We start from the raw sequence: 25453 nt of genomic DNA, 5'->3' as shown, positions 1-25453 counted from the left end.
CGTCATGAAACTGATCGGCATGCTGGACTCCCCTTACGTGCGTCGCGTGGCGATCTCCGCCAAACGCCTTGGCATCGACCTCGAACACGAGTCAGTCTCGGTGTTCCGCCACTTCGAGCAATTCCAGCAGATCAACCCGGTGGTCAAAGCCCCCACGCTGATCCTCGACGACGGCGTGGTCCTGATGGACTCCACCCTCATCCTCGACTACCTCGAAGCCAGCGCCGGCAAAAGCCTGCTGCCAACCGACCTGAAACAACGCGCCCAAGCCCTGCGCCTGATCGGACTCAGCCTCGCCGCTTGCGAAAAAGCCGTGCAGCTCTACTACGAACGCAACCTGCGCCCGGCCGACATCCAATACCAGCCGTGGGTCGAACGCGTCGAAGGCCAACTCGCCGCCGCCTTCACCGCCCTCGAGCAAGAACTGGAAAAAACCGGCCTGCCCACCGACGGCACCCTCACCCAGGCCGGCATCAGCCTCGCGGTTGCTTGGAGCTTCACCGACCTCGTCGTCCCCGACCAGATCGACACCCGCCGCTACCCCCACATCGCCCAATACACCGCCTACGCCGAAACCCTCGAAGCGTTCGTCAGCACCCCGATGACCTGACCATGAGCACCACCGACACCGCCGCCCCGGCGTTAAAGGAAATCTTCAACGCCGAGCGCTTGCAACACATTGCCAGCGAAATGAGCGCCGTCTACCCAGCGTTCAAGGCCAAGGCGTTTCTCAAACACGCCCAAGACGGACTCGCTGAACTATCAGTGATGCAACGCATGGCGCGGGTTAGCGAAAGCCTGCACGCCGTGTTGCCGCTGGATTACCAAGATTCCCTCGATGTATTTCGTGAACTCGCACCAAGGCTGAACAGCGGATTCGTCAGCATGTGCCTGCCGCATTACGTCGCGAGCTATGGCGGACATGCGTTTGATACCTCCATGGATGCGCTGAAATACTTCACCACCTTCGGCTCTTCCGAATTTGCCATCCGCCACTTTCTCCGCAGCGACCTGGAGCGCTCGCTGGAACGGATGCACGACTGGACCCGAGACGAAAACCACCACGTCCGCCGACTCGCCAGCGAAGGCAGCCGCCCTCGCCTGCCCTGGTCGTTTCGGTTGGAAGCGGTGCAGGCGGATCCGCAGTTGGCAGCGGGGATACTGGATCGGTTGAAGGCGGATGAGAGTTTGTACGTGCGCAAGTCCGTGGCGAATCATTTGAATGATGTGACGAAGGTACATCCGGAGTGGGTGTTGGACACGATTGAAGGTTGGTCGTTGGAGAATAAGCACACGGCCTGGATTGCGAAGCATGCTTTGAGGAGTTTGATTAAGCAGGGGGATTTAAGGGCGTTAACGGTGATTGGGGCTGGGGCGAAGGCTGAGGTTGAGTTGTTGGATGTGCGGGTTGAACCAGCGGTGGTGCGGTTGGGGGAAGCGATTACGTTGTCGTTTGTGGTGAAGTCGACGGTGGCGCATGAGCAGAGGTTGGTGATTGATTATGCGATTGACTATGTGAAGGCGAATGGCGGGGTTTCGGGGAAGGTTTTTAAGTTGAAGACGGTGGGGTTGGCGGGGTTTGAGAGTTTGGGTGTGGGGAGGCGGCAGGTGATTAGGGACTTTACGACGCGGAAGCATTTTGTGGGGCGGCATGGGGTACGGGTGATGGTTAATGGGGAGGTGTTGGGTAATGCTGCGTTTGACATCGTTGCTGGATGAGGCCGTGTGTGGATTCGTTGATCTGCAATACTCGGAGTGATAGGGAATTGCGCATGGGGCGGCTTTCGGCCAATAGCGAGACATTCTCAATCCCTAATGCTCCCGTGACATGTGTCTCAGAATTTCGATCAAACCCTCCCCAGATCCAGCCTCTGATTTTGCCTGCTTCCTTCTTTTAACCTTCGAGCCAGACGAAGCCGGACGATCTGGCGGCAAATGAGGGTTGACAGCTTTAATGGTATGCAAGGCCTATCGGCCATGTGCGCGCAATGAAGGTCGCCAAGCAATGGGATAGGCCAAAAAGATCCTGAAGAAAGACAACGGTTGGTGGAATCCTTGCGTTTAATTGACGGCAGGCATGAAAGACGAAAATATGTGGCCTTTTAATTCACTCGCCAATGGAATGACGTTCGATGAGATTGCCTCCAGCACGACCAGGAAAAAGAGTTGATTCAAGGCAACGGGTTGTGGACTTCTCGTTCTGGCCGGCCACACTTGCTCACAAGAACAGATATAAGGTCCAACACACTCTGTTCGCTTTGGATCCATGGTCAATTATAGAGGGAAGCATAAGCCAAAAATGCCCGGCGGCCGCTAAAGAAGAGGCCCAAGCGTGCTTGCGTCAAGCACGAGATTTTTTTCAAGCTGCAAACCAGGCACAGACGCTAGAGTCAAGACCGCTCTCTCTCTATTACAGCTACATGAATTTAGTTAAAGCTTTTTGCCTGACTCGTGGACAACAACCAACATTTGATAAAGCGCAGCATGGCTTGTCCGAGCAGCTCCGCGCCCCAAATGTCGAGCTGGTTGATGCGTACCTCGCCGCATTTCCCAGCCCGAACAACAAACAAATACTTCAAAACTTTGATGAGTTCTTACGAGCTGTGACAGGAACGTCACTATCCGCCAGCTTCAATTACGAACTAACAAAACTATTGCCTCAGACGGTAAGCGGACACCGATTGTGGTGTGCAGCAGAGGATGCAGATGAGCGAATGTTCCCAATAGAAAGCATCCAGTACTGGAAGGACTATCAGGGTAAAACTGCATGGATTAGGATGATTTTGAAAACCGAAAACCTTACCAGGCATGGCATGACGCGTTCTCAACTCTTGAAAAGAACCGGTTTGAATGTTGATTTCAAAATGGTCAGTCAGGACCCTATCACAGATAAAGTTCTGACCACCCTCGAGATGAAGGCACCGATTCCGATTGGTGGCTACGCCACCGATAAGGTTCAGGAACTATCAAAGATTATTAAGGACCGTATTTGGTCGATAGTATCTACCGTCCCGCCCTATCGAAAGTACTATCTGTATGCATGCCCACCAGCAGAACAGCAGCATGTTTTACCCCAACTACTCAGCATATACGCAATTTCCTATTATTTGGGGTCAATTACCCGGTACAGGCCTCATCAATTACCAAAAATATCCCAAGGCAATTTCGGCCCGCTAATCCAAGATTTTATTACTGGGCAGCCGATGCAGTTCCTCTACTTGATGGCATCAGAGTTCTCAGAGCAAGATGTTGCCAAGCCCGCAATCGTCCTACAGTAATCATTACTAGTAAATTGAAGGTAGTGCTCTCAAGAAAACTCAACGTGAAATCGACCTTGGAGCGTATGGGATGAGCAATTACTGCATTTATTTAGATGGACCCAGCACTGACTTGAGCAAAGAGCACATTATTCCGATTTCGCTCGGGGGCTTAGACAGTTTCTGCATTCAAGCGGATAGGAAATTCAACAATGAAGTGGGATCCAAAGTTGATGGCGCTATTGCCAACGATTTTTTGATGCTTTTCAATCGCGACAGGGCGAATGCCAAAGGCCACTCGGGTTCCCAGCCGCAGCCAAAAGCCCGCCGTGCGACGCTGATTGACGGTTCCCCTGTGCAAGTAACTTTTTCAAAGAATGGGCTGCAGATTTACGACTTAAAACAACGTAGATATTTGAAAAAAGGGGAACGCCGCGGAGGTCAAGTAAAAATCGATGGTTTGACGCTGGATTTAAACGCCGACATAAAGTTTGTGGCAAAGGTGGCTCTGGCCGCGGGCTTCTACGCTTATGGTGACCTGTTTCGAAAAGGGGTCATGCATTCCGAACCTCGAAAAATAGTAACCGCTAATTCTTTGATGGATATTCGGCCTGATGTTCGACTCTACACTCGCTTCCAAAACGATCAAGACCTACCAGATCCGGGTGATTTCCAAATGTTCAAAATGATAGTAGAGCTAAGCAATTGTTCCTGCGTGCTCATTATTCCTGGAAAAGGGTGCTTTGGAGTAGTGGTAGGTATCCTAGGTGAGTTTATGGGGATGATTAACATCCCAGCCGATACTACCGGATTCCCAAATGAAAATGACTATGATCTTGGGCACTGCATATTTCTGCAAAACGGGAAGGTGAAGCGAATGTCGTTTCGGCATATTGCAAAGAATTTGTCAGATTACTTAGAGGCAAAGAATGAAAACCTTACGACGTTATTAGAGTTCTAGGCACCCGAGATACAGCGTTGTCGCGAATTTTTTTATTTCTTTCGGTATATCTCTGGCTCGTTGCTGCCCGTAAACGAGCGGCAGCAATCTGCCAGTCGAACTGTCTACACAGTTGGCGAGGATTCGGAGAGCGGTTTTTTTAGTTTAATGCAGGCATCTAAAAACAAGCTTCCCAACGGAGAGATTTTAACGCCGCCTCGAATTACTCTAGGCTTATACTCAGACTCTTCTGAAATACTCAAAATTATTTTTTGGGTTTCCTCGCCATCTTCCAATCTGCTATATCCGTCAGAGTCGTGCAGGCCATATACAGGCAAAACCTCTAAAAGACCCAAGCGCCTTAAATTATCTAAGTAATAAGGACTCATATCAGGCAACTCACACTGCGCATCATCACCAAGGAAGTTAATTAGTATTGTATGATCAAATCCAGCATTACCTTCTTTTACCTCTGCCCGAATAGTTATGGTCGGACAAGCATTCCTATCTAAAAATAATTTCATTATTTTTGCTTCATCAGCCGTCATTTGACGAATTATCTCAACGAATGCGGGATGAGAAGATTCTGCTGTTTCTTTATCCATTGCTGTGGCCAGAAGACTGGCATATAAATCACTAAGCGCCTCGTCATGACCAATGTATCGAAGCGCGTCCAATGCCGGTCCTGCTACGTTAAGCTTAGGCGGTATTATGTTTTCAACCGGCGTATGGCTGAGCTTTTCTGCCACCTTTATCGTCACGAATTTACTAATTTGATCATAACCCCAAACTAGAGCGCCAAGAGGTGATAATGCGATATTCACTGTCTTAGCTACAGTGTGTAATCCTTTCCCAACCTCTCGAACCGAGGGCTGTAGTAAATCTTGATAGACGGGAATTTCTTTGACTAGACCAGTGACTGCATCTATCGTGCTTTTGACATTTCCAGACTCAGACATGTGTGCCTCCTGATCTTATGAGTTTCGATTGTGCCATGCGGGTCAAGAATAAACATCGCTACATTTATTACTCTTTGCGCTAGAAGACATGCGACTGAGCTGCCCTGGATGCGCGTCCACTTTTGGGCAAAAACGGTCACTTGTGAACCTCCTTTTATGACCGAAAGCGGACCTCCGTTGAACCCAGCATTGACACGGCAGCTGTCAAAGATGGTTACTCAAAACCACTTTGCTGGAAGACAGGTAGGAGAAATACCTTCTGCCTGCCTCTTACCAACTTCCATACGGAATGCCGTACTCTTCCACATATCGCTTAGCCTTCTCACTTACCGGATAGGCATAACGACCACCGTGCTTCCCTTGTTCCGGCCCCAAAACTTCTATCCCACCTTGACCTCGGGCAACCGCAACCGGATTTCGACATGAGTCTCTAACCCATGCTTGAAGTACGCCGCCTGGAGCGAGCCCCACGTAAAGTGACGCCATAAAGCGAGCAGTTTTCTCCGGTGTTTCCGGGCAACGCTGGTGTGTTGACTTCACCATCAGTTGCCTGCCCTCTTCCGGAATTTCGATGAAACCTTGGTAGGTTTTTTGCTCTGTTATGGATTGCCAGCGGACAAAGATTTGTTTTGGAAGATCAGCGCCCGTTACAGGCATCCCAGTCCCCGATACTGTCCCCCAACCACGAGCAGACTCTGTGCTGATATCGGGCTCACCGCTAGCAGCAGTGCTCTTGCCAGCGCGAAAGAAAATTCTGTTATTGATGTCTTGGACGGAGCTGTCCTCTACCCAGACCCTCATGTAATTCGGCTCAACGAACACTAACTCCCACCATGGATATTTAGGGTCATTTTCGCCGGTTTCTGGACCTCCGATTTGGCAGCCAGATATCAATAAAGCGCCCAGCAGCGCAATCCTTGCGTTCATTACAAAAGATCCATTCAGTTAAGTGTCACGACTACCAACTTCCGTATGGAATGCCATATTTATCGATGTACCGCTTGGCCTTTTCACTCACCGGATAAGCGTAACGCCCTTCGTTCTTACCTTGGCTCGGCCCCAGTGGCTCAATTTCAGCCTGCGCTCGAGCGACTTTAACCGGGTGGTGGCAAGAGTCTCTTACCCAAACCTGCACAACACCACCGGGGGCCAACCCTAGATAAACCGACGCCATAAATCTCGCTTCCTGATCAGGCGTCTGCGGGCAACGTTGATTGACGGACGCCACCATCAACTGCCTGGCTTCCTCTGGGATTTCTACCCATGCCTGCCACGTTTTCTGTTCGACAATAGATTGCCAACGGACCCAGATGCGAACAGGTAAATCTGCTCCCACCACTCTCCTTCCGCTGCCGCCTACCCCACCTGTCCAACCTCGGGCAGACTCCGTGCCATCTTCAGGTTCTCCCCCCGCAGCGGTGCCGCCGCCGGTTTTGTAGAAAATCCTGCCGTTAATGTCTTGAACAGAACTGTTCTCTACCCAGACCTTCATGTAGTCCGGCTCGGTAAACGCCAACTCCCACCACTCGGATTTCGGGTCATTTTTTGCTGAAAGTGGATCCGCTGACTGGCACCCAGTAATGAACAGCGCGCATAGCAGGGTAAAAAGTACTTTCATCACCAAAGTTTCCAGTCAGCTACATGAGGGTGTTGTACGCGTATCGAGTCCGGCGTCGGGGCATTGATGTAAACGGCGCGGACGCCAGTGCCATCTCTGCGCCCGAGAGGATGGTTCCAATTTGCAGACATGTGAATGTACTTCAGCTTCAGCAGTTGGTCTTCTTGCATTGAGGTGTCGTAACTACCCGCCAGAAATCGATCACACAGCGCTTGAAGCTCTGCGGGCACTGCCAACTCAGGCGTATCGGGAATGTCTTGGAACCGAACGCCCTTCTCTTTTGCCAATCGGTGCATCACTCGTAGATATACCCTGGAGAGCAAGCCACTCACAGGACGTTTGAGTTGCACTGCGGCATATACGCGCTTCATGCGTGGGCTGAGCCGATCCTGCCGATCAATTGGCAGAGGAAGGGCATCAGGCGTGACGATCTCCAACATCTCTTCTGGCCATCCTTTGGCAAGCCACTGCGCCTTCACCGTTACGGCATCACGGTAGATCGACGTAGTGGAGACATCGGTAAATTGCGACACCTCAAGCGTTTGCATCGGACTGACGAGCACACACTCTTCGACCTTATCGCGGTAGCCACCGCCGATGTCGGAATGAACCCCGGGCAGAGTTATTTCCAAGTGATCCGCTTTAACGCGGCTCAGAGCGAAGTTGGCCCGATATTCGTCACGTGCGGATAGCTGCACGACATCTGTGAAGAAGCGACGGTCGAGGTAAAGTTTGATTCCTGTTGCGATGGGACTTTTGATATCCCCCAGATTCGACCAGCCCGCAATGGATGGCACCGTATCAAAAAGGCCAATAAAACCAATGTTGATGCTGCTTTTGTACTCTTCGATGAAGGTCCGGCTGAGGGCATTGGCGTTGCTGCGCAAAACCTCCCCGAGTGGCCCCTGCTTTCCACGTACGACTTCGTTGGCAAAGTGTCTTGCCGCAGCAGCACCACGGCTGAAGCCGAATGCATCAAAGGTCAGGGACGTAATTTCACTATTGGGATTGTTGTCCAACACGTCCTTGATACGCGTTTTGATCTCTGCAAACGACAACTGAACTCGGCCCGCCACGCCTGTTTCGCCTCGGCCAGTACCACCACCTAACGTACTGTCCTTCTTGCCTGACTGAGTTCCTATTCCCTCGATGTAAATCATCCGGAACGCTTGCTTTTGCGAACTATCCCCTTCGGCCTTTTGAGGTGCGAAGTACAGTTCGCTCAGTTTCTGAACATTGGTGGTGTCGTTGGCGTAGCTGCTGTCCGGATCCCTCATATAGGGCTGACAACTGGCAGGGATATCCTCGGGCGCAATCGGATGCTGCGCCCCACACAGCAATCCCGCCGCCGTGTTATTCGCATTATTCCCAGTGCCATCAAAGAAAACCCCAATCCTCAACGCAATCCCGATTTTCTCAGGTTCGCGCGCAGGTTCTTTCCCGTGTTTCTCATATTCCGCCCAACGCTGGGCGTGAATATCGACGGGTTTGGCTTCTTCGTAACGGTAATTTTTCGGGGGGTTGGGTACGTAGCCACTCATCCGTGATTCCTGGTTCTGATCCTTGAGAACGGCCCGAAGGGTGACAGCCGTGGCTGGGGGGCGCAAGCCGTGGCCGTGTGCCAGCCAGGCTGTGACAGCGGGGTTCGACGAGGGTTTCCCCTCGTCGGGGTGGGGGTTAGCTGGCGATTTCGACGTTATCCAGCGCTTGGTTTACGGCGATTTCGCCGAGCATCACCACCTGGGCGATGCCCAGTGCGGTTTTGCGGTGCGGGGTGTCGAGCATGGCGGCGAAGTTGAGGAGCATTTCGCTGGCGGAGCCGAGGGTTTCGCTGGCGTTGGCGAGCAGGGATTCGCTGTTGTACTTCGGGTTGGCGAGGTACATGCGTTCGGGCTGTTGGGTGCTGGCCATGATTTGGCTGGCGGGTTTGAGGTAGTGGTCGAGGGCGCGTTCGGCGGCTTCGTGGAATCGCTTGGAGTCGGGGGATTCGTAAGGGGATGTGGGGTCGGTTTCTGGTGGGTTGGGTGTTGGTTTGATCATTGATGAAGCTCCTACGTCAAAAAAAGGAGCCATCACTCTCGCTACCAAACGAGGGTGGCGGCCATGCGCAGGTTGGTAGACCGGGACGTAGAAAACCGGCGCGCCCGAAGACGCCCTGTGCATGACCACCATAAAGCCGTGTCGAACAGACACTGCGAATCATGATGCTTATGCAATCTACGAAAACTCAGGGCTACCAAACCCGATCGCTGTTTTCAGCGACCGACAGACGATAGAACCCGCGACCTAGACGCACAAGCCGGCGGATTCTGGCTTAGTCGTAGGTAACGGCGCAAGGCGTTGTAGGGTTTCGGTGGTTACTTGAGGCTTCGTTTAAACAGTGGTGGTTTTTACTGTTTATTTCGGTTAGTGGTTGATGGGGTGGCTGGGTGGGCGTCTTCGCGAGCAAGCTCGCTCCCACAGGGGGTTTGTGGGTGGCGCGAGACTTGTGGTGGCTGGGCTGGCGTCTTCGCGAGCAGGCTCGCTCCCACAGGTTTTGTGTCGGGCTCTGGGTTCGCGGTCGCTGGGCTGGCGTCATCGCGGGCAAGCCCGGCTCCCACAAGGATTGGGGGATGATTAGGGTCGGCGGCGCGTCATGTTGATCAGCGCTGAACGTCCACCATTCGGTGCCGGGCGCTCTTCGATGGAGTACGGCACGAAGCCGAGTTTTGGGTAGAGCAGCAGGCCTGCGGTGTTTTCGTTGAAGCAGGACAGTTGCACTTCCTTGGCCTGGTATTTTTCGAAACCCAGCGCGGTCATGGTTTCGACGATGTACCGCGCAACACCCTGGCCTCGGGCGTAGGGCGCGACGATGACGTTGCCGATGCAGCAGATGCCATCGTGCTCAGCGCGGTAGAAATTGGCGAAGCCAACGAACTCGCCGTTGGCCAGAAAAGCCGTGGAGTCGAAGCGTTGGCTGATCGCGCTGTGCATCTGTTCTTCCGTCAGCGGGAAGTTGGCTTTCGGGAACATGAAGAACAGTTCTTGTTCGCCCTGCGGAAAGCTGCAGAGAATGTTGACGTCGTCGGCCGTCACAGGCCGGTGGGTGAAATTCATCGCTGCCCTGCCCTCACTTTTTACCCGCCAGATGATGCGCAACCAAGGCGTTGGCATGGCCGTGGCCCATGCCGTGTTCTTCCTTGAGCCACGCCACCAGTTCCATGTGTTTCTTGTCGGTGATGCCGGCGAGCAGGTTCAGCCAGTGATCGATGGGCCGGCCGTATTTTTTCTCGATGGAGGGAAAGTATGACGCCGGACCTTTTACCTTGTTGTCTTCGCTCATGCTGCAAGCTCCCTGTGGTCACGACGGAGGGTCGGCGGACGCTCCTTGTCGGCAGGTCATAGAGTGGACGCGAGAGACTATTCCGGCAAGTAGCCCGCCGATCAGTTCGGGCCACACGGCACCGCTTATTTTTTCGATAGCGCTCTGAGTCGTTCTCTATCGGTCAGCCCATCGGTCCTGACGCTGGCGACAGTCGTGTGGTTTTTCTGCTGCGGCGAAAGGATCGGTTCGCCGGGGTATCGGTAATCGCTAAAACCCTGCATGACTTTTTGGTCGATGGCACTGTTACCGCAACTTTGCCGCAAGGCAATCACTGGCACCAACGAGCCGGGCGTGTAAGTCAGTTCCAGCTGCACCGACTTGCGCTCGGGGGTCGACAGCTTTTCTTGCGCCAACGCTTTCTCGATACCTTCAATCTTCGCCCTGACGCCGTACTGCATCCTATTGAGATAAACCTTGTTGTACTGCTGTTGTTGTTCGATCGTCATCACCACGCCTTTGGTGCCCAGGCGTTGGAGGTTGTCCCATGAGTCGGCTTTGAAATACAGCTTCAGCGCCCCCTGAAGGTCTTGCGGGCCGCCTTTGCCGTTCTCCAGAAACTCGGCGACTTTGAGTTCCATTGCGGTATTGCCGGGCTCCGCGATAGAGCGCTCATAAAAGTCCCGGGCAGCCACCAGATCGACCGGCCCGCCGACACCGGCTGCCGCCATATCGCCCAGTCGGCTGTAGACATTCGGCGCACGTCGGGCCACCGACTCATAGATGTCTTTGGCCTTCTCGATGTTTTTCGGCACGCCATGTCCCTGCTCGTACATCTCACCGAGGATCACCTTGCAGTTGGCGTTCTGGGTGCTGAGATAGCGGATTTCGTCGAACTGCTGCTCACTGATCGACGCTTGCTTGAAGTACGCCGCACAACGAAAGCTGGGGAATTCATCGTCCGCAAAATTGGGGTGATGGTGGGATTTGCAGCCTGCAACGAGGGCAGTAAGCGCCAGTACAGCAACTACCTTGTTCATGAATGGCATCCGTTGAAATCGTGCAGATTTCATCGGCAGGCAGGCGCAAAACCTGAAGTGTCGGTTACTTGAAAACACCACAAAAACCTGTGGGAGCGAGCTTGCTCGCGAAGGCGGTGTGTCAGCCAAGATCATCAACACCATCGCCACGCAGTTGGGCGGTCGAATCACCCTGGCCGACAGCGCTGAGGGCGGCCTGCGCGCCACCTTGTCGATGTCTAACCCGCTTCGCAACGTAGCACCCGCGAGCCGCCGCAGAGTGGTGTCTGCCGTCCCTCGCCGAGGGACGGCCTCAGGTCGAACGCTGGTTGACCCGCGCCATCAATTGCTCAGAACTTTCCTTACGCTCGGAGTAACGATCGACCAGATGCGCCTGTTGATCGCGCAGCAGCACGGTGAACTTCACCAGTTCTTCCATCACATCGACCACACGATCATAAAACGGCGACGCGTTCATCCGCCCGGTGTCGTCGAACTCCATGTAGGCCTTGGGCACCGAGGATTGGTTGGGGATGGTGAACATGCGCATCCAGCGGCCCAACACGCGCAATTGGTTGACCACGTTGAACGACTGCGAACCGCCGCAGACCTGCATCACGGCCAGGGTTTTGCCCTGGGTCGGGCGTACCGCGCCGAGTTCCAGCGGGATCCAGTCGATCTGCGCCTTGAACACGGCGGACATCGCGCCATGACGTTCAGGTGAGCACCAGACCTGCCCTTCCGACCACAGCACCAGATCACGCAGCTCCTGCACCTTGGGATGGTCGACCGGAACGTCGTCAGGCAGCGGTAGACCGGAAGGGTTGAAGATGCGCGTTTCGGCGCCGAAGTGTTCGAGCAGGCGTGCGGCCTCCTCCACCAGTAAACGGCTGAAGGAGCGTTCGCGGGTCGAGCCGTAGAGCAGCAGGATGCGCGGTTTGTGTTTATCCAAAGCAGAGCCTTCGAACAGCGAATGATCAAGATGGGGCAGGTGTTCTGACATGTGTCCTCCAGCTCAGAGAGAGCCGATACGATCCAGCTCACGCTGGAGTTCAGCGCGGCTGAGTGCTTTAAATGGCAGGCCGAGGAAGGTCGCGCAGCGCCGCTCGATGATCGCCAGCGTGGCAGCAAATGCCGCGTCCACGGCGGCATCGTCACCGAGCACATCCGAGGGATCTGCCAGCCCCCAATGGGCTTTGAGCGCGGGGCCGAAGTACACCGGGCAGCTCTCACCGGCGGCCTTGTCACAGACGGTGATGACAATGTCTGGTGGATTGTCTTCGAACGCGTCATTGCCCTTGCTATACAGACCATCGATGGCAATGCCGGCCTGTTGCAGCGTCGACAGGCTGCGCGGCAACACTTGGCCCTTGGGGAAACTTCCGGAACTCACGGCCTCGAATCCGGGGCGCGCCAGATGATTGAACATGGCTTCGGACAGGATGCTGCGGCAGCTGTTGGCCGTGCACATAAACAGAATTCGCATGGTTTTCTTGCTTCCTCAGCAGCAGGCGGTTTCACGGACGGGACGACCGTCCATGTTCTGCAGGCGCGCGGCATTGTCCTTGAGCCAATCGGCGTTGGCTTTGGACGTCACTTGCAGGATTTCGCGTACCCACGCAGGAAGATCAGGGTTGAGGCGGTAATAGACCCATTGCCCCTGACGGCGATCAAGCAGCAAACCATTGCTGCGCAGTTGCGCGAGATGGCGGCTGATTTTCGGTTGGCTGTCGTCGAGCGCACACATCAGCTCGCAGACGCAGAGTTCACCTTGATCGGCGATGAGCAGCATGGCGCGGACGCGGGTTTCATCGGCGAGGCTCTTGAAGACTTCGGTGGGGGTGATCATGGAACGGGCTCAACACATACGGAAATTCGAATATACGGATATCCATATATAAATCAACCCGGAGATGACACACATCTCGAGTGATATGCGCATACCCCCTGTGGGAGCGAGCCTGCTCGCGAAGGCGGTGGGTCAGGCGAGATTTGCGTATCAGATACATCGCTTTCGCGAGCAGGCTCGCTCCCACAGGGGGATTTGGATCTAACTGGTTAACCGCGTAAAAGCCCCTGCTCCGCTTCACATAACCCCACCACATAATCCCAGACCACCCGCAGCCGCACCGATTTGTGCAACTCGCGCCGCGTGCTGATCCAGTAGCTGCGCTCGATGCTTTCATCCGGCAGCAACGGCACCAGATCGGGATCCGACTCGGCCATGTAGCAAGGCAACACCGCAATGCCCAATCCCGACCGCGCTGCTTCCTGCTGAGCAATAACGCTGGTGCTATGGAACACAACCCGAGGGCTGCGACAAAAGCTGTTGAGAAACATCAGTTCCTGGCTGAACAGCAAATCATCGACATAACCGATCCACGCATGCCGCCCGAGGTCTTCGCGGCTTTGCAGTGGCGGCGCCTTATCGAGATAGCGTTGGCTGGCGTACAACGCGAGTCGATAGTCGGTGAGTTTGCGCGTCACCAGCATGTCCGCCGCCGGGCGCTCCAGATGGATGCTGATTTCCGCCTCGCGGTTGAGGATGCTGACAAAGCGCGGCACGGCGACCAGTTCCACTTCCAATCCCGGATAACGTTCGAACAAGCCGATCATGCGACTGGCGAGAAACTTGATGCCCAGCCCTTCCGTCACCCCCACACGAATCTTGCCCAACGGCGCAGTGGATTGGGTGATTTCCTCCTGCGCCAGCAACGCAACGTTTTCCATCGCTTCAGCGTGTTTAAGCAGCGCCTCCCCCGCCGGGGTCATTTCGTAACCTTGGGCGTGCTGGACGAACAGCGCGGTGCCGAGGCTTTTTTCGATGGCTTCGATATGGCGGGCGACGGTGGCGTGGGTGGTGTTGAGGCGGCGGGCAGCGGTGAGCAGGCGGCCGCTGCGTTGCAGTTCGAGAAAAAACCGCAGGTCGTTCCAGTCGAACATGGCGTGTCCTTGTCGGCTATGGTCTATGCAGGCTGTTTGAAAACGCACAGCGGCTGCGCAAAAACTAACATTCTTTTAACGAAAGCTAACAACTAGAGTGTCCGACAATAAAAACAAAAAGCGAGGTCAGGGAATGCAGACTTCCCTCGATGAATACGACTACATCGTGGTCGGCGCCGGCCCTGCCGGGTGCTTGCTGGCCAATCGGCTGTCGGCAGATGCGCAGCAGCGCGTGCTGCTGCTCGAAGCCGGCGGGCGCGACAACTATGCGTGGATTCACATTCCTGTCGGTTACCTGTTCTGCATCGGTAACCCGCGCACCGACTGGTGCTTCAAGACCGAAGAACAACCCGGCCTCAACGGCCGCGCGTTGAGCTATCCGCGCGGTAAAGTGCTGGGCGGTTGTTCGTCCATCAACGGCATGATCTACATGCGCGGCCAGGCCAACGACTACGACGGCTGGGCGGCCGAGGGCAATCCGGGCTGGGCCTGGAATGACGTGTTGCCGCTGTTCAAACAGAGCGAAAACCACTTTGCCGGTGCGGCTGAATTTCACGGCGCCAAGGGTGAGTGGCGGGTTGAACAGCAGCGCCTGTCGTGGCCGATTCTGGATGCCTTTCGCAGTGCGGCTGAGCAGAGCGGCATCGCCAGCATCGATGACTTCAATCAGGGCGACAACGAGGGTTGCGGCTACTTTCAGGTCAATCAGAAATCCGGCGTGCGCTGGAACGCGGCGAAGGCGTTTTTGAAACCGGTGCGCGACCGGACGAATCTGACGGTGCTGACCGGGGTTGAGGTGGATCGTGTTCTGCTGGAGGACGGTCGCGCCTCGAAAGTCAGCGCGCGTCACGAAGGTCAGGCCAAGCAGTTCAAGGCGCGCAAAGAGATTGTCTTGTGCGCCGGCGCGGTCGGTTCACCAAGTATTTTGCAACGCTCCGGGATTGGTCCTCGGCCACTGCTCGAACGCTTGGGTATCGGCGTGATTCATGAGCTGCCGGGCGTCGGCGGCAACCTGCAGGATCACCTGCAATTGCGCCTGATCTACAAACTGGAAAACGCCCGCACCCTAAACCAGATCGCCGGCAGCGTATGGGGCAAAATGGGCATGGGCCTGCGTTATCTGTATGACCGTAGCGGGCCGCTGTCGATGGCGCCGAGTCAGTTGGGCGCGTTTGCGCGCTCGGGGCCGGAGCAGACTTCGGCGAACCTTGAGTACCACGTGCAGCCACTGTCGCTGGAGCGTTTTGGCGAGCCGTTGCACAGTTTCCCGGCGTTCACCGCTTCTGTGTGCGACCTGCGTCCGCAGAGTCGTGGGCGCATCGACATTCGTTCGGCGGATCCGCAGGAAGCGCCGTTGATTCAGCCCAACTACCTCAGTCATCCAGAGGATTTGCGCGTCGCGGCAGATGCGATTCGCCTGACCCGCCGCATCGTCAGCGCCCCTGCCCTGCAAGCGTTCAAACCGGTGGAGTACCTGCCCGGCGCCAACCTGCAAAGTGAAGAACAATTGCAGCAAGCAGCGGCGACGATCGGCACGACGATTTTCCATCCAGTCGGTACCTGCCGCATGGGCAATGACGGCGATGCGGTGGTCGACGCACAGCTGCGCGTCCACGGCGTGCCCGGTTTGCGCATTGCCGACGCGTCGATCATGCCGCGCATCACCTCGGGCAACACCTGTTCGCCTACGCTGATGATTGCCGAGAAAGCGGCACAACTCATCCTCAACCCTAATGCTGTGAACACAACCCCTGTAGGAGCGAGCCTGCTCGCGATGACTGAATAACATTCAACATCTGCGTTGGCTGATACACCGCTATCGCGAGCAGGCTCACTCCTACAAGGGACCGCGTTTAATTCAAGGCATCACCCGGACACGCAACACCAGTGGAACAACAAAAACAATCACTGTGAGGGATACCGATATGTCAGAACACGTTCAGCCGCTGGACGCCGTGCGCAGCGCGGAGACCAGCCCGGATACACGCAAAGTCATCTTCGCCTCATCACTGGGAACGGTGTTCGAGTGGTATGACTTCTTCCTCTACGGCGCCCTCGCGGCGGTGATCAGCAAGCAGTTTTTCGCCGGAGTCAACGACACCACGGCGTTCATCTTTGCGCTGATGGCTTTCGCCGCAGGCTTTATCGTGCGGCCGTTCGGGGCGCTGGTGTTTGGTCGGTTGGGCGACATGATCGGGCGTAAATACACCTTTCTCGCGACGATCATTCTGATGGGCGTGGCGACGTTCTGCGTCGGTCTGCTGCCGACCTACGCCAGCATTGGCATCGCCGCGCCGATCATTCTGGTGGTGCTGCGCATGCTGCAGGGCCTGGCGCTTGGCGGTGAATACGGCGGCGCGGCGACCTATGTGGCCGAGCATGCGCCAATCGGCAAACGCGGATTCCACACCAGTTGGATTCAATCCACCGCGACTCTCGGCCTGTTGCTGTCGCTGCTGGTGGTGCTCGGTTGCCGCTACTTCACCGGCGATCAGTTTGAGGTGTGGGGCTGGCGTATTCCCTTCCTGCTGTCGATCGTACTGCTGGGCATTTCCACTTGGATTCGCCTGAGCCTGCACGAGTCGCCGGCGTACCTGAAAATGAAAGAGGAAGGTAAAACCTCGAAAGCGCCGATACGCGAATCCTTCGGCAAATGGGAAAACCTCAAAGTTGTGCTGATCGCCCTGTTCAGCATCAACGCCGGGCAAGCGGTGACCTTTTACGCGGCGCAGTTCTACGTGCTGTTCTTCCTCACCCAGTTCCTGAAAATGGACCCGGCGGTGGCCAACACCTTGCTGATCATCAGCGTGGTCATCGGCGCGCCGTTCTTCATCTTTTTCGGCTGGCTGTCGGACAAGGTCGGGCGTAAACCGGTGCTGATGCTGGGCTTGCTGCTGGCCACCGCGTTGTACTTCCCGATCTTCAAATCCCTCGCGCACTACGCCAACCCGGCGATCGATCAGGCCAGCCGTCAGGCGCCGATCACCGTGCTGGCGGATCCGGCGACCTGCACCTTCCAGTTCGACCCGGTCGGCAAAGCCAAATTCGACAGCCCGTGCGACAAGGTCAAGACCTTCCTGGTCAAGCAAGGCCTGCCCTACTCCAGCGCCGCTGCGCCTGCTGGCAGCGCCGTGCAAGTGAGCGTCGGCGACGTCAAACTCGACGGCTTCGATGAGGCTGCACTGCGCGGTGCGATCACGCTGGCCGGCTACCCGCAACAGGCCGATCTGCAGCAGATCAACAAACCGATGATCGTCGCCCTGATCGTGGCGTTGATCATCATCTCGGCGATGTGCTACGGCCCGTTGGCGGCGCTGATGGTCGAACTGTTCCCGACGCGCATTCGCTACACCTCGATGTCGCTGCCATATCACATCGGCAACGGCTGGTTTGGCGGATTCCTGCCGACGGTGTCGTTCGCGTTGGTGGTGTACACCGGGGACATCTTTTATGGGCTGTGGTATCCGGTGTTGATTACCGGGGTGAGCCTGGTGGTGGGGATGATCTGTTTGCGTGAGACGAAGAATATCGATCTCGACAAGAACTGAAACTCAACCAGATAATTCAATCGGCGAGGGTTTTTACTCTCGCCGATTTTTTTGCTCAGGCATCAGCCTTGATCACTTCGAATTTCACCTGATCCGGATAAAACGCCACGTAGTCCTTGATCGGCCCGACCGAGATTTTCGGCTTCTCATAAGTCCACACCGCGTTCGCCCCTTCATGCCCCGGCACTTGCAGGCTGAAGTAGTTGGCGTCGCCCTTGTACGGGCAATAACTGGTGTGGTCGGTGCGGGCGAAGTACTTTTCGTCGATGTCTTCGCGGGGGATGTAATAGACCGGCGGGTAGTTGGCTTCGTTGAGGATCAGTACGTGGGACGAGGCGGCGACCTGGATGCCGTGGAATTTCACTATCAGGCAGCCGGGAAGTTGTTCGAGGGCAATGACGGGACTAGGGCCGGAGCTTTTCATGGGGGTTCTCCTGGATACGGCGAAGAGACCGGTTCAGGTATAGCTCATTGGTTCTGGTTGGGGTGGGTTTGCAGCCGAACGGCCCTTCAACATCAAAAGCCCCTCACCCTAGCCCTCTCCCGGAGGGAGAGGGAACTGACCGAGTTGTCTGGCGAAATCCATCGACCTGAAAAATCGAGTCGATTATGGATTCAAAGCCAATCGTTCAAGTCGGTGAATTTCGCCAATATCCCCCAATCGGTCCCCTCTCCCACTGGGAGAGGGTTAGGGTGAGGGCCGTTCTTCAGGCATCACGCAACGATATCAGTCGCCACCGCTTGCCCCACCACACCCACAGCAAAGTCCACCGAACCCTGCCCCGTCAGGTCAACCATCAGGCTGGTCTGATTGGTCTGCGCGAAGTAGGTCAGGATCGCGTCGCCCGCATGCCCGGTGAAGCCGCTGACAAAGTTCAGCGACGCCGCGCCCGTGGCGAAACCGGCGATCCCCGACAGGTCGATCTTGTCCAGGCCGCTGGTGAAATCCATGATCCAGTCCGGCGCAGTCATGGTCGAATCGCTGGCAGCACCGAACACAAAAGTGTCTGCACCTGCTCCGCCCCACAAGGTGTCGCCACCGCCACCACCGTAAAGGATGTCATTGCCGGCACCGCCGACCAGTTCGTTGGCAACGGTGTTGCCGATCAGCAGGTCATTGCCTGAACCGCCGATGGCATTTTCCACGGTCACACCGTAAGCGATGGACACATTACCGACGAGGCCACCGATGTCGGAGAACGAACCTTCATTGAGGTTGATCTTCTGGTTCTGGTTGAAGCCGGAGAAGTCCAGCGTGTCGTTGCCGCCGCCATCCCACACCGAGAACACCACTTTGGAGGACGCCGAAGTGGCGCTGTAGAAATCGCGCTCGGCATTGGAGTTGAAGCCGTACGTGGTGTCATCGGCACGGGTCGCGTAGTTGGCGCCATACAGTTTCTGCACCGCGACGATATCGTCGAGCAACGGCGCCGAGGCGTACGCGCCGCTGCCGTCCTTGCTGAAGTTTTGCTCGGTGTTGGCTTCGCTCCAGTAGCTCATCAGGCTGTAGCCACGGGTGTCTTCGGCGTACTTTGCGTCGTTATAGGTCGGGTTGCCATTACCGGCGTTGTACGCGCCCGGATGCGACAGGCCAAGGGTGTGACCGATCTCGTGGGTCAGGGTCTGGCGCCCGTAGTTGTTGATGTCCGGGGTTTTGTTGACCTGGTATTGATCGTTGATCAGGTACCACGACTGGCCGTCATAGCTGCCACCGCTCGGTAAGTAAGCGAATGCCGCACCACCGGTGCTGACATCGTAGTTACCGAAGGTCATGTGGCCATCGCCGCCCTTGCCTTCAGTGAAGGTGACGTTGGCGACATCAGCCCAGGATTGCATGGCCAGCACGGCCTGGGCCTTTTGCTGGGCGCTGAACTCGCTGAAGTTGCCCAGTTTGACGTTGTAGTTCGTCGGTTTCTCGGTCAGGAAGGTGTAACTGAGGTCTACTTTGCCGTCAGCGTTCTTGTCGCCCCACGACAGGCCTTTGCGCAGGATTTCATCCGCAGCCTGATCGGCAGTGAATGAGGGTTTGCCATTGACCAGCCCGACGCCACGGTCATACAGATGGCTGAAGGTATCGATTTCGTCGAAGGCGCTGCTGGTGTTGGATTTGGCTTGAGCCATGATGGACTTCCTTGTTTCTGAGTAGTCAGTGTCGACAGACCACGGCGATCTTCTGGCGAGATCGTCCTGTCACTCGCGTGTTTTGAATCGGCGAAAAACCTGACACAGGCGCAAACCGGGCGCTAATCAATTTCTCGATAGCCGGGCCTGCGTCCCTGTATTGCCCGTCACCTGCTGCAATGTTTTTTATCTGTATATCCATACAGATAAAAGTTGCCCCTGACGCCAAGTCCGGCCATTCTGTGCACCTGTTCGGACCTTGATCGACGATGGTGGTTATGCGGCTGTACCTCTGTGAAAAACCCTCCCAGGCCAAAGACATTGCGGCCGTGCTCGGCGCCAAGCGTCGGGGCGACGGCTGCTGGCTGGGAACGGACGTCACGGTGACCTGGTGCATCGGCCACTTGCTCGAAACCGCGCCGCCGGATGCCTATGACGCCCGCTACAAGCGCTGGGTACTGGCCGATCTGCCGATCATTCCGGACAAGTGGAAAATGACCGTCAAACCGCGCACGGCCAGCCAGTACAAAGCGGTCAAGCGCCTGCTCGGCGAGGCCAGCGAGCTGATCATCGCCACCGACGCCGACCGTGAGGGCGAGATGATTGCCCGGGAACTGGTCGAGCATTGTCGTTATCGCGGGCCGATCCGCCGCTTGTGGCTGTCGGCGCTGGACGAAGCCTCGATCCGCAAGGCTCTGGCCGCATTGAAACCGGGGGCCGAGACCTTCAGCCTGTATCACTCGGCGCTGGGCCGCTCGCGGGCGGACTGGCTGATCGGCATGAACATGAGCCGACTGTTCACGCTGCTCGGTCGGCAATCGGGTTATCAGGGCGTGTTGCCGGTAGGCCGGGTGCAGACACCGACCTTGCGGCTGGTGGTGGATCGCGACCGCAGCATCGCCGATTTCGTGCCGGTGCCGTTCTGGGCGATCGATGTCGATCTGCTGCGCAACGGCATTCCGTTTACTGCGCAATGGCGTGCACCACCGGATGCCTGCGATGATCAGGAGCGCTGCCTGAATCAAACGCTGGCCCAGCAAGCGGCCGCCGCCATCAACGGCGCTGCCAATGCCCGGGTGGTCAAGCTGAAAACCGAGCGCATGCGCGAAGTGGCGCCCCTGCCCTTCGATCTCGGCACCTTGCAGGAGGTCTGTTCGAAGAAGCTCGGCCTCGGCGCGCAGGAAACCCTCGACATTGCTCAGGCACTCTACGAAACCTACAAAGTCATCACCTACCCGCGCAGTGATTGCGGCTACTTGCCGCTAAGCCAGCACAGTGAGGCGCCGGGAATTCTCGCGGCGTTGCGTCAGGCCGACTCGAGTCTTGAGGCACTGCAAGGCCATCTCGACCCCCAGCGCCGCTCCCGAGCGTGGAACGACGCCAAGGTCAGCGCGCACCACGGCATCATTCCCACCGCTGCAGCGAAGAATCTAGAGCGCCTGACAGGCAAACACCGTGCGGTCTACACCCTGATCCGCGCACGCTATCTGGCGCAGTTCCTGCCCAATCACGAATACGATCGCACCCAGGCCGACTTCGATTGCGCCGGTGAAGCGTTGCGCGCGGTCGGCAAGCAGATCATCGAACCAGGCTGGAAACGCGCGCTGCCCGAGGCACTGGCGCCGGCCAAGGGCCGCGAAGCTCCCGCGCCGCAAACCTTGCCGGCGCTGAGCCAAGGCGTCGAATGCGCCATCGCCGCAGTGAAGTTCAAGGATCTGTGGACGCAACCACCGAAACCCTACACCGAGGGCGATCTGATCAAGGCGATGAAGAACGTCGCCAAACTGGTCGAGGATCCACTGCTCAAACAGAAACTCAAGGACACCACCGGCATTGGCACGGAAGCCACCCGCGCCTCGATCATTCAGGGCTTGATTGACCGTGGTTATCTGGTGAAAAACGGCAAGGCCCTCGCCGCCACACCGGCGGCGTTCAGCCTGATTGATGCGGTGCCACGCGCGATTGCCGACCCCGGCACTACGGCGATCTGGGAACAGGCGCTGGACATGGTGCAAAGTGGCGAAATGAGTCTTGAAGAGTTCGTCACCAAACAAGCGGCGTGGATGAGCAAACAGGTGACGCGCTGCTCCAGCCTCAGCCTGACCATCAGCGGCCCGCCGCCGGCCGGTAAAGCGGCGGCCCCGTGGAAGAAGAAACGCAAATCATCGACCCGCAGCAAAACCACAGGCACCACCAAACGCACGCCGAAACCAGCTGCCAAATAAAACCCGCTAGTCTTTCTGCAAGGCTCATCACTTTCAGGAACCCGGCGTATGGCCAATATCGAACTGCACCCAGCCCGGCGCGATGAGCTGGAAATCATCGAAAACCTCATGCAGTTCTACATGTACGACTTCAGCGAATGGCTGCCGCTAAAGCTCGCTCCGCATGGTTTCTTCTCCATCCAGCCGAAAATCGACTACTGGCGCCACCCGGCCACCCAACCATTTCTGATTCGCGTCGACGGCGAACTCGCCGGTTTCGTGACCGTCGATAACGAAACGCATATCGCCGGGGCTGAGCACAACATCGGATACTTTTTCATCGCGCGACGCTTTCGTGGCCAAGGCGTCGCGCAGTTTGTCGTCTCTGCCCTCTTGAGCCAGATCCCCGGTCAATGGCAGTTTTTCCATATCGACGCCAACCTGCCGGCCCAGCGCTTCTGGGCCAGGCTGATTCCGTTATTGAGCGACGCCCACTTCACCCTGCAGCAGCGCGAAGTAGGCGGTTATCCATGCACCTTCTATGCGCTGCGCACGCCTTTTTCCGTTGCCTGAACGGACTCTTTCTCATTCCAAAACTGCTTTGTCCGACAATATGTAGTGAGTAAAAATAATCACTACAAAACCGTTGACGGCATCGTTTTGCTTTTGCATGATGAAGACGTTCCCCGATCGGGAACATCGGTAACACGCTTGAGCAAACTCGTCTGACCGCCGAGTTGTTTTTTCCGGATACACGCTGCCCACAAGGCAGATTGAAGAAGCTGACCTGGCCTGAACGTCCAGTACAAGGACGAGAAGCGCTGGCGAAAATTCTCAAGACGCTTGTGGTCGACACGGTAAATGTCGTCAAGGAGCCTCCCGGTTTTCGCTGCTTCTCCTCGTTGTGACGCTATTGCGTAGCAGTTATTCAACACGACTACATGCAACAGATGCACGACCCCGTACTGCACACGGGCGAGCGCTGACGTCCTGGTTTCGGTGCCAGGGATCAACTAACCGATGGGCTACCTGTATTAGCGAATCAACTTTGAAAGATCACCAGACTGGTCAAGGGGCAATATCATGAATCTGAACAATCAACCTACTATCGAAGAACTGGCTCGTATGTTCGCTGCGCAGAAAGACAGCCACGACAGCCATATTCTGTGGATCAGCAAGTCGGGTCAGGTACATATCGACTGCCTGGCGACCCATGCTGACGAAGACGAGTTCGACCGCAACCATCAGAACCTGCTGGCCCGCCTGAAGATGTACCGTCGCGGCCACGGTTATGTTGGCAAGAAAGCCGCGGCCGACAAGGACTTCATCGGGAATGTTCTGCAAACGCTGAAACAGGCGTGGGGTTCGATGCAGAACAATAATGAAGTTCGGGTGATTGATCGGTTCTGCTGAGTTAGTCATTAAATAATTGAAAGGCCTGCTTCCTTAAAGGAAGCAGGCCTTTTTTTGTTCGCTTGCATTGATTTGGCGTGACTGGAATTGTAGCCCCTCACCCCAGCCCTCTCCCGCAGGGAGAGGGAGCCGATTTGTGCTGCGCTCAAAATTTTAGTTCGGCTCAAAACTTTCAGGTCGGCGTAAATCGCACGAACACCTCGGTCAGTCCCCTCTCCCTAAGGAGAGGGAGCCGATTTATGGTGCTTTAAGAACCTGAGTTCGACTCAGGTTTCTCAGGTCGGCGTAGATCGCACAAACACCTCGGTCAGTCCCCTCTACCTCTGGGAGAGGGTTAGGGTGAGGGGCTTCCCATGCCCAACACCAATTCCACAAACGCCACCGCCGCCGCACTGTGATAATTATTGCGCCGCCGCAACAACGCCGCTCCACGCTGCGGCGCATCACTCTCCACGCGCAACCGGCGCAACGCCCGATCCTCCGTCGCAATCGCTTCCGGCAACATCGTCGCCAGCGGCGAATGCCGCACCACTTCCAGCAACGTACTCACCGAATTCACCTCGATCCGCACCTGTGGCGTAATCCCGTGCTGGCGGAAATACTCGTCCACCGATAACCGCGTGATGAAGTCGGGCGCCAACAAGGCAAAGTCCAGCGAAGCAATATCCCCCGGCGTCAGTACCGAGCGACTGTCATACAACGGATGCTCCCGCCCGACCATGATCCCCAAGGTTTCGGTAAACGCCGGAATACACTCGATATCGGCGCTGCGCACCGGCGTAAACGCAATCGCGATATCCAGAGAGTCATCCGCCAACCCCGCCTCAATGTCATCCATCGACAACTCGAAGATCTGCAAATGAATCCCCGGATACCGCGCGGCAAAGTCGCGCACCAATGGCCCGACCAGATACGCCATGAACGTCGGCGTCATCGCCAGACGCAACGTGCCGCGAGACAGATCCTTCACGTCATGCAGCGCGCGCTTGCCCGCCTCCAGCTCGACCAGCACCCGTCGCGCGCATTCGATGTAAGCCGCGCCGGCATCCGTCGGTTTTACCGTGCGCGAAGTGCGATCAAACAGGTTCACCCCCAGGGTTTCTTCCAGTTGGCGAATCTGCTGCGACAGGGTCGGCTGCGACACATGCAACGCCTCGGCGGCACGGGTGAAGCCGCCGTGATCGGCAACGGCCAGCAGATAACGCAAATGTCGCAGCAGCATGGCAATCACCATCTATAGGCAGGACTTATGCGAAGCATTGTATATCGGTCTTGGACGCTATGGATGAATCGGCAGAAGATCAATCCCACACAGCAAGCCAACCCCTGAAAGGAGTGACACCATGCAACAGTCCCACGCCTACAACGACACCAGCCTGGCCCTGACCACCCGCGTTCTCGACGCCAAGGCACGCAAAGATCTGTCGTGGCAGGATCTGGCCGACGGCACCGGCCTCAGCCTGGCATACGTCACCGCTGCCCTGCTCGGCCAGCACCCGCTGCCGGAAAACGCCGCCCAAGTGGTCGGCGACAAACTCGAACTGAGCGCTGAAGACGTCGCGGCGATGCAGATCATCCCCCTGCGTGGCAGCCTCAGCGGCGTGCCGACCGACCCGACCATCTACCGCTTCCACGAGATGATCCAGATCTACGGCACCACCCTCAAAGCGCTGGTTCACGAGCAGTTCGGCGACGGCATCATCAGCGCGATCAACTTCAAACTCGACATCAAGAAAGTCGAAGACCCGGAAGGCGGTTCCCGCGCCGTGGTCACCCTCGACGGCAAGTTCCTGCCCCTGCGTCCGTTCTGATCCGCCCAGGCCCGCACCGAGCGTGCGGGCCAACCCACCTCGAATGGCTACCCGTCACCCAACACATCTGGAGGCTGCCCCATGCAAAAAATTCTGTTGATTCTGGCCCTGCTCGGCGGCGTTTGCGCCCAGGCATCTGCCGCTGACGAGGTCGTCGCCTACCGCTACGGCATGCCACTGGACATCGCTCAAGTGCTGAGCATTACCCCGGTTACCGATGTGTGTGGCGTAGTGCCGGTGGAGATGACGTATCTGGACAGCCACGGTGGCAAACACATTCTTCAATACAGCGAATTCGGCAGCGGTTGCTCGAACTGAG

The 25453-nt window shown here is 56.6% G+C and carries 26 protein-coding genes; 11 read left to right on the top strand and 15 right to left on the bottom strand.

Annotated elements, in window-relative coordinates:
- Nucleotides 1–4: 4 nt before the first annotated feature.
- From PspR84_RS11530 to PspR84_RS11515, 4 genes are all read left to right on the top strand, one after another.
- Nucleotides 5–610, top strand: coding sequence for a glutathione S-transferase (locus PspR84_RS11530; protein WP_160057342.1), 606 nt, complete (start codon nucleotides 5–7; stop codon nucleotides 608–610).
- Nucleotides 611–612: 2 nt separating this feature from the next.
- Nucleotides 613–1719, top strand: coding sequence for a DNA alkylation repair protein (locus PspR84_RS11525; RefSeq protein ID WP_160057341.1), 1107 nt, complete (start codon nucleotides 613–615; stop codon nucleotides 1717–1719).
- A gap of 413 nt (nucleotides 1720–2132) precedes the next feature.
- Nucleotides 2133–3278 (top strand): YaaC family protein, encoded by a 1146-nt coding sequence (locus PspR84_RS11520; protein WP_160057340.1) that lies wholly within the window; start codon nucleotides 2133–2135, stop codon nucleotides 3276–3278.
- Between the two features lie 70 nt (nucleotides 3279–3348).
- Nucleotides 3349–4218, top strand: coding sequence for a hypothetical protein (locus tag PspR84_RS11515; protein ID WP_160057339.1), 870 nt, complete (start codon nucleotides 3349–3351; stop codon nucleotides 4216–4218).
- Nucleotides 4219–4322: 104 nt separating this feature from the next.
- Here PspR84_RS11515 and PspR84_RS11510 read toward each other — a convergent pair whose 3' ends face one another.
- The 12 genes from PspR84_RS11510 to PspR84_RS11455 all read right to left on the bottom strand — a co-directional run bounded on the left by PspR84_RS11510 (nucleotide 4323) and on the right by PspR84_RS11455 (nucleotide 14037).
- Nucleotides 4323–5156: a DUF4393 domain-containing protein gene (locus tag PspR84_RS11510; protein WP_160057338.1), complete on the bottom strand. Its 834-nt coding sequence runs from the start codon at nucleotides 5154–5156 to the stop codon at nucleotides 4323–4325.
- Nucleotides 5157–5426: 270 nt separating this feature from the next.
- Nucleotides 5427–6083, bottom strand: coding sequence for a DUF2931 family protein (locus PspR84_RS11505; protein ID WP_160057337.1), 657 nt, complete (start codon nucleotides 6081–6083; stop codon nucleotides 5427–5429).
- A gap of 31 nt (nucleotides 6084–6114) precedes the next feature.
- Nucleotides 6115–6774 carry a DUF2931 family protein gene (locus PspR84_RS11500; RefSeq protein ID WP_095111524.1) on the bottom strand — a complete coding sequence of 220 codons (660 nt, stop codon included), beginning with the start codon at nucleotides 6772–6774 and terminating at the stop codon, nucleotides 6115–6117.
- Entirely contained in the window at nucleotides 6774–8315 is a 1542-nt protein-coding gene (locus tag PspR84_RS11495) for a DUF2235 domain-containing protein (RefSeq protein ID WP_160057336.1), read from the bottom strand. The genes PspR84_RS11500 and PspR84_RS11495 overlap by 1 nt, the downstream gene beginning before the upstream one ends.
- A 136-nt stretch (nucleotides 8316–8451) precedes the next feature.
- Nucleotides 8452–8814: a DUF6124 family protein gene (locus PspR84_RS11490; protein WP_016982978.1), complete on the bottom strand. Its 363-nt coding sequence runs from the start codon at nucleotides 8812–8814 to the stop codon at nucleotides 8452–8454.
- Between the two features lie 576 nt (nucleotides 8815–9390).
- Nucleotides 9391–9870, bottom strand: a complete 480-nt coding sequence (locus tag PspR84_RS11485; protein ID WP_160057335.1) for a GNAT family protein — start codon at nucleotides 9868–9870, stop codon at nucleotides 9391–9393.
- 13 nt (nucleotides 9871–9883) lie between these two features.
- Nucleotides 9884–10096, bottom strand: a complete 213-nt coding sequence (locus tag PspR84_RS11480; protein ID WP_160057334.1) for a DUF4287 domain-containing protein — start codon at nucleotides 10094–10096, stop codon at nucleotides 9884–9886.
- Between the two features lie 125 nt (nucleotides 10097–10221).
- On the bottom strand, nucleotides 10222–11244 hold the full coding sequence (locus PspR84_RS11475; RefSeq protein WP_238785259.1) for a tetratricopeptide repeat protein: 1023 nt from the start codon (nucleotides 11242–11244) through the stop codon (nucleotides 10222–10224).
- A gap of 163 nt (nucleotides 11245–11407) precedes the next feature.
- Nucleotides 11408–12097: an arsenical resistance protein ArsH gene (arsH, locus tag PspR84_RS11470; protein ID WP_160057333.1), complete on the bottom strand. Its 690-nt coding sequence runs from the start codon at nucleotides 12095–12097 to the stop codon at nucleotides 11408–11410.
- Nucleotides 12098–12109: 12 nt separating this feature from the next.
- Nucleotides 12110–12580, bottom strand: a complete 471-nt coding sequence (locus PspR84_RS11465) for an arsenate reductase ArsC (protein ID WP_150794676.1) — start codon at nucleotides 12578–12580, stop codon at nucleotides 12110–12112.
- Between the two features lie 15 nt (nucleotides 12581–12595).
- Nucleotides 12596–12943: a metalloregulator ArsR/SmtB family transcription factor gene (locus PspR84_RS11460; RefSeq protein WP_026000441.1), complete on the bottom strand. Its 348-nt coding sequence runs from the start codon at nucleotides 12941–12943 to the stop codon at nucleotides 12596–12598.
- 209 nt (nucleotides 12944–13152) lie between these two features.
- Nucleotides 13153–14037, bottom strand: coding sequence for a LysR family transcriptional regulator (locus tag PspR84_RS11455; protein ID WP_160057332.1), 885 nt, complete (start codon nucleotides 14035–14037; stop codon nucleotides 13153–13155).
- A 133-nt stretch (nucleotides 14038–14170) separates the two neighbouring features.
- Here PspR84_RS11455 and PspR84_RS11450 point away from each other — a divergent pair, with 133 nt between their 5' ends.
- Both PspR84_RS11450 and PspR84_RS11445 read left to right on the top strand, forming a co-directional pair.
- Nucleotides 14171–15823 (top strand): GMC family oxidoreductase N-terminal domain-containing protein, encoded by a 1653-nt coding sequence (locus tag PspR84_RS11450; RefSeq protein WP_160057331.1) that lies wholly within the window; start codon nucleotides 14171–14173, stop codon nucleotides 15821–15823.
- 139 nt (nucleotides 15824–15962) lie between these two features.
- Nucleotides 15963–17585, top strand: coding sequence for an MFS transporter (locus tag PspR84_RS11445; protein WP_095047447.1), 1623 nt, complete (start codon nucleotides 15963–15965; stop codon nucleotides 17583–17585).
- A 55-nt stretch (nucleotides 17586–17640) separates the two neighbouring features.
- On the opposite strand, the gene PspR84_RS11440 is transcribed toward PspR84_RS11445, so the two are convergent.
- A complete protein-coding gene (locus PspR84_RS11440; RefSeq protein ID WP_116255400.1) occupies nucleotides 17641–18009 on the bottom strand; it encodes a DUF427 domain-containing protein in 369 nt (122 codons plus the stop codon).
- 290 nt (nucleotides 18010–18299) lie between these two features.
- The gene (locus tag PspR84_RS11435) at nucleotides 18300–19706 is read right to left on the bottom strand and encodes a serralysin family metalloprotease (RefSeq protein ID WP_160057330.1); all 1407 of its coding nucleotides are present in this window, start codon (nucleotides 19704–19706) and stop codon (nucleotides 18300–18302) included.
- A 278-nt stretch (nucleotides 19707–19984) separates the two neighbouring features.
- Between PspR84_RS11435 and PspR84_RS11430 the strand changes: the two genes are divergently transcribed.
- The 3 genes from PspR84_RS11430 (at nucleotide 19985) to PspR84_RS11420 (ending at nucleotide 23323) form a co-directional block, all read left to right on the top strand.
- Nucleotides 19985–21931: a DNA topoisomerase III gene (locus PspR84_RS11430; RefSeq protein ID WP_160057329.1), complete on the top strand. Its 1947-nt coding sequence runs from the start codon at nucleotides 19985–19987 to the stop codon at nucleotides 21929–21931.
- A gap of 48 nt (nucleotides 21932–21979) precedes the next feature.
- Nucleotides 21980–22483, top strand: a complete 504-nt coding sequence (locus PspR84_RS11425; RefSeq protein WP_160057328.1) for a GNAT family N-acetyltransferase — start codon at nucleotides 21980–21982, stop codon at nucleotides 22481–22483.
- Between the two features lie 510 nt (nucleotides 22484–22993).
- A complete protein-coding gene (locus PspR84_RS11420; protein ID WP_160057327.1) occupies nucleotides 22994–23323 on the top strand; it encodes a hypothetical protein in 330 nt (109 codons plus the stop codon).
- Nucleotides 23324–23657: 334 nt separating this feature from the next.
- Here PspR84_RS11420 and cynR read toward each other — a convergent pair whose 3' ends face one another.
- A complete protein-coding gene (gene cynR, locus PspR84_RS11415) occupies nucleotides 23658–24545 on the bottom strand; it encodes a transcriptional regulator CynR (RefSeq protein ID WP_160057326.1) in 888 nt (295 codons plus the stop codon).
- 121 nt (nucleotides 24546–24666) lie between these two features.
- Here cynR and cynS point away from each other — a divergent pair, with 121 nt between their 5' ends.
- Both cynS and PspR84_RS11405 read left to right on the top strand, forming a co-directional pair.
- Nucleotides 24667–25134 (top strand): cyanase, encoded by a 468-nt coding sequence (gene cynS / locus PspR84_RS11410; protein ID WP_016982959.1) that lies wholly within the window; start codon nucleotides 24667–24669, stop codon nucleotides 25132–25134.
- An 81-nt stretch (nucleotides 25135–25215) separates the two neighbouring features.
- Nucleotides 25216–25452: a DUF2790 domain-containing protein gene (locus PspR84_RS11405; RefSeq protein WP_160057325.1), complete on the top strand. Its 237-nt coding sequence runs from the start codon at nucleotides 25216–25218 to the stop codon at nucleotides 25450–25452.
- The last annotated feature ends 1 nt before the right edge of the window (nucleotide 25453 follow it).

The organism is Pseudomonas sp. R84 (assembly GCF_009834515.1).
GTDB lineage: Bacteria > Pseudomonadota > Gammaproteobacteria > Pseudomonadales > Pseudomonadaceae > Aquipseudomonas.
The sequence above is the reverse complement of the archived record's forward strand: the minus strand, read 5'-3'. Positions and strand labels throughout refer to the sequence as shown.

Coding starts and splice junctions, on each gene's coding strand:
- cynS (WP_016982959.1), top strand. CDS start 24,667: ATGCAACAGTCCCACGCCTACAACGACACCAGCCTGGCCCTGACCACC.
- PspR84_RS11480 (WP_160057334.1), bottom strand. CDS start 10,096: ATGAGCGAAGACAACAAGGTAAAAGGTCCGGCGTCATACTTTCCCTCC.
- PspR84_RS11490 (WP_016982978.1), bottom strand. CDS start 8,814: ATGATCAAACCAACACCCAACCCACCAGAAACCGACCCCACATCCCCT.
- PspR84_RS11455 (WP_160057332.1), bottom strand. CDS start 14,037: ATGTTCGACTGGAACGACCTGCGGTTTTTTCTCGAACTGCAACGCAGC.
- PspR84_RS11460 (WP_026000441.1), bottom strand. CDS start 12,943: ATGATCACCCCCACCGAAGTCTTCAAGAGCCTCGCCGATGAAACCCGC.
- PspR84_RS11465 (WP_150794676.1), bottom strand. CDS start 12,580: ATGCGAATTCTGTTTATGTGCACGGCCAACAGCTGCCGCAGCATCCTG.
- PspR84_RS11430 (WP_160057329.1), top strand. CDS start 19,985: ATGCGGCTGTACCTCTGTGAAAAACCCTCCCAGGCCAAAGACATTGCG.
- PspR84_RS11500 (WP_095111524.1), bottom strand. CDS start 6,774: ATGAAAGTACTTTTTACCCTGCTATGCGCGCTGTTCATTACTGGGTGC.
- PspR84_RS11495 (WP_160057336.1), bottom strand. CDS start 8,315: ATGAGTGGCTACGTACCCAACCCCCCGAAAAATTACCGTTACGAAGAA.
- PspR84_RS11440 (WP_116255400.1), bottom strand. CDS start 18,009: ATGAAAAGCTCCGGCCCTAGTCCCGTCATTGCCCTCGAACAACTTCCC.
- PspR84_RS11505 (WP_160057337.1), bottom strand. CDS start 6,083: ATGAACGCAAGGATTGCGCTGCTGGGCGCTTTATTGATATCTGGCTGC.
- PspR84_RS11420 (WP_160057327.1), top strand. CDS start 22,994: ATGAATCTGAACAATCAACCTACTATCGAAGAACTGGCTCGTATGTTC.
- PspR84_RS11530 (WP_160057342.1), top strand. CDS start 5: ATGAAACTGATCGGCATGCTGGACTCCCCTTACGTGCGTCGCGTGGCG.
- PspR84_RS11405 (WP_160057325.1), top strand. CDS start 25,216: ATGCAAAAAATTCTGTTGATTCTGGCCCTGCTCGGCGGCGTTTGCGCC.
- PspR84_RS11510 (WP_160057338.1), bottom strand. CDS start 5,156: ATGTCTGAGTCTGGAAATGTCAAAAGCACGATAGATGCAGTCACTGGT.
- arsH (WP_160057333.1), bottom strand. CDS start 12,097: ATGTCAGAACACCTGCCCCATCTTGATCATTCGCTGTTCGAAGGCTCT.
- PspR84_RS11520 (WP_160057340.1), top strand. CDS start 2,133: ATGAGATTGCCTCCAGCACGACCAGGAAAAAGAGTTGATTCAAGGCAA.
- PspR84_RS11485 (WP_160057335.1), bottom strand. CDS start 9,870: ATGAATTTCACCCACCGGCCTGTGACGGCCGACGACGTCAACATTCTC.
- PspR84_RS11515 (WP_160057339.1), top strand. CDS start 3,349: ATGAGCAATTACTGCATTTATTTAGATGGACCCAGCACTGACTTGAGC.
- PspR84_RS11445 (WP_095047447.1), top strand. CDS start 15,963: ATGTCAGAACACGTTCAGCCGCTGGACGCCGTGCGCAGCGCGGAGACC.
- PspR84_RS11525 (WP_160057341.1), top strand. CDS start 613: ATGAGCACCACCGACACCGCCGCCCCGGCGTTAAAGGAAATCTTCAAC.
- PspR84_RS11450 (WP_160057331.1), top strand. CDS start 14,171: ATGCAGACTTCCCTCGATGAATACGACTACATCGTGGTCGGCGCCGGC.
- cynR (WP_160057326.1), bottom strand. CDS start 24,545: ATGCTGCTGCGACATTTGCGTTATCTGCTGGCCGTTGCCGATCACGGC.
- PspR84_RS11425 (WP_160057328.1), top strand. CDS start 21,980: ATGGCCAATATCGAACTGCACCCAGCCCGGCGCGATGAGCTGGAAATC.
- PspR84_RS11435 (WP_160057330.1), bottom strand. CDS start 19,706: ATGGCTCAAGCCAAATCCAACACCAGCAGCGCCTTCGACGAAATCGAT.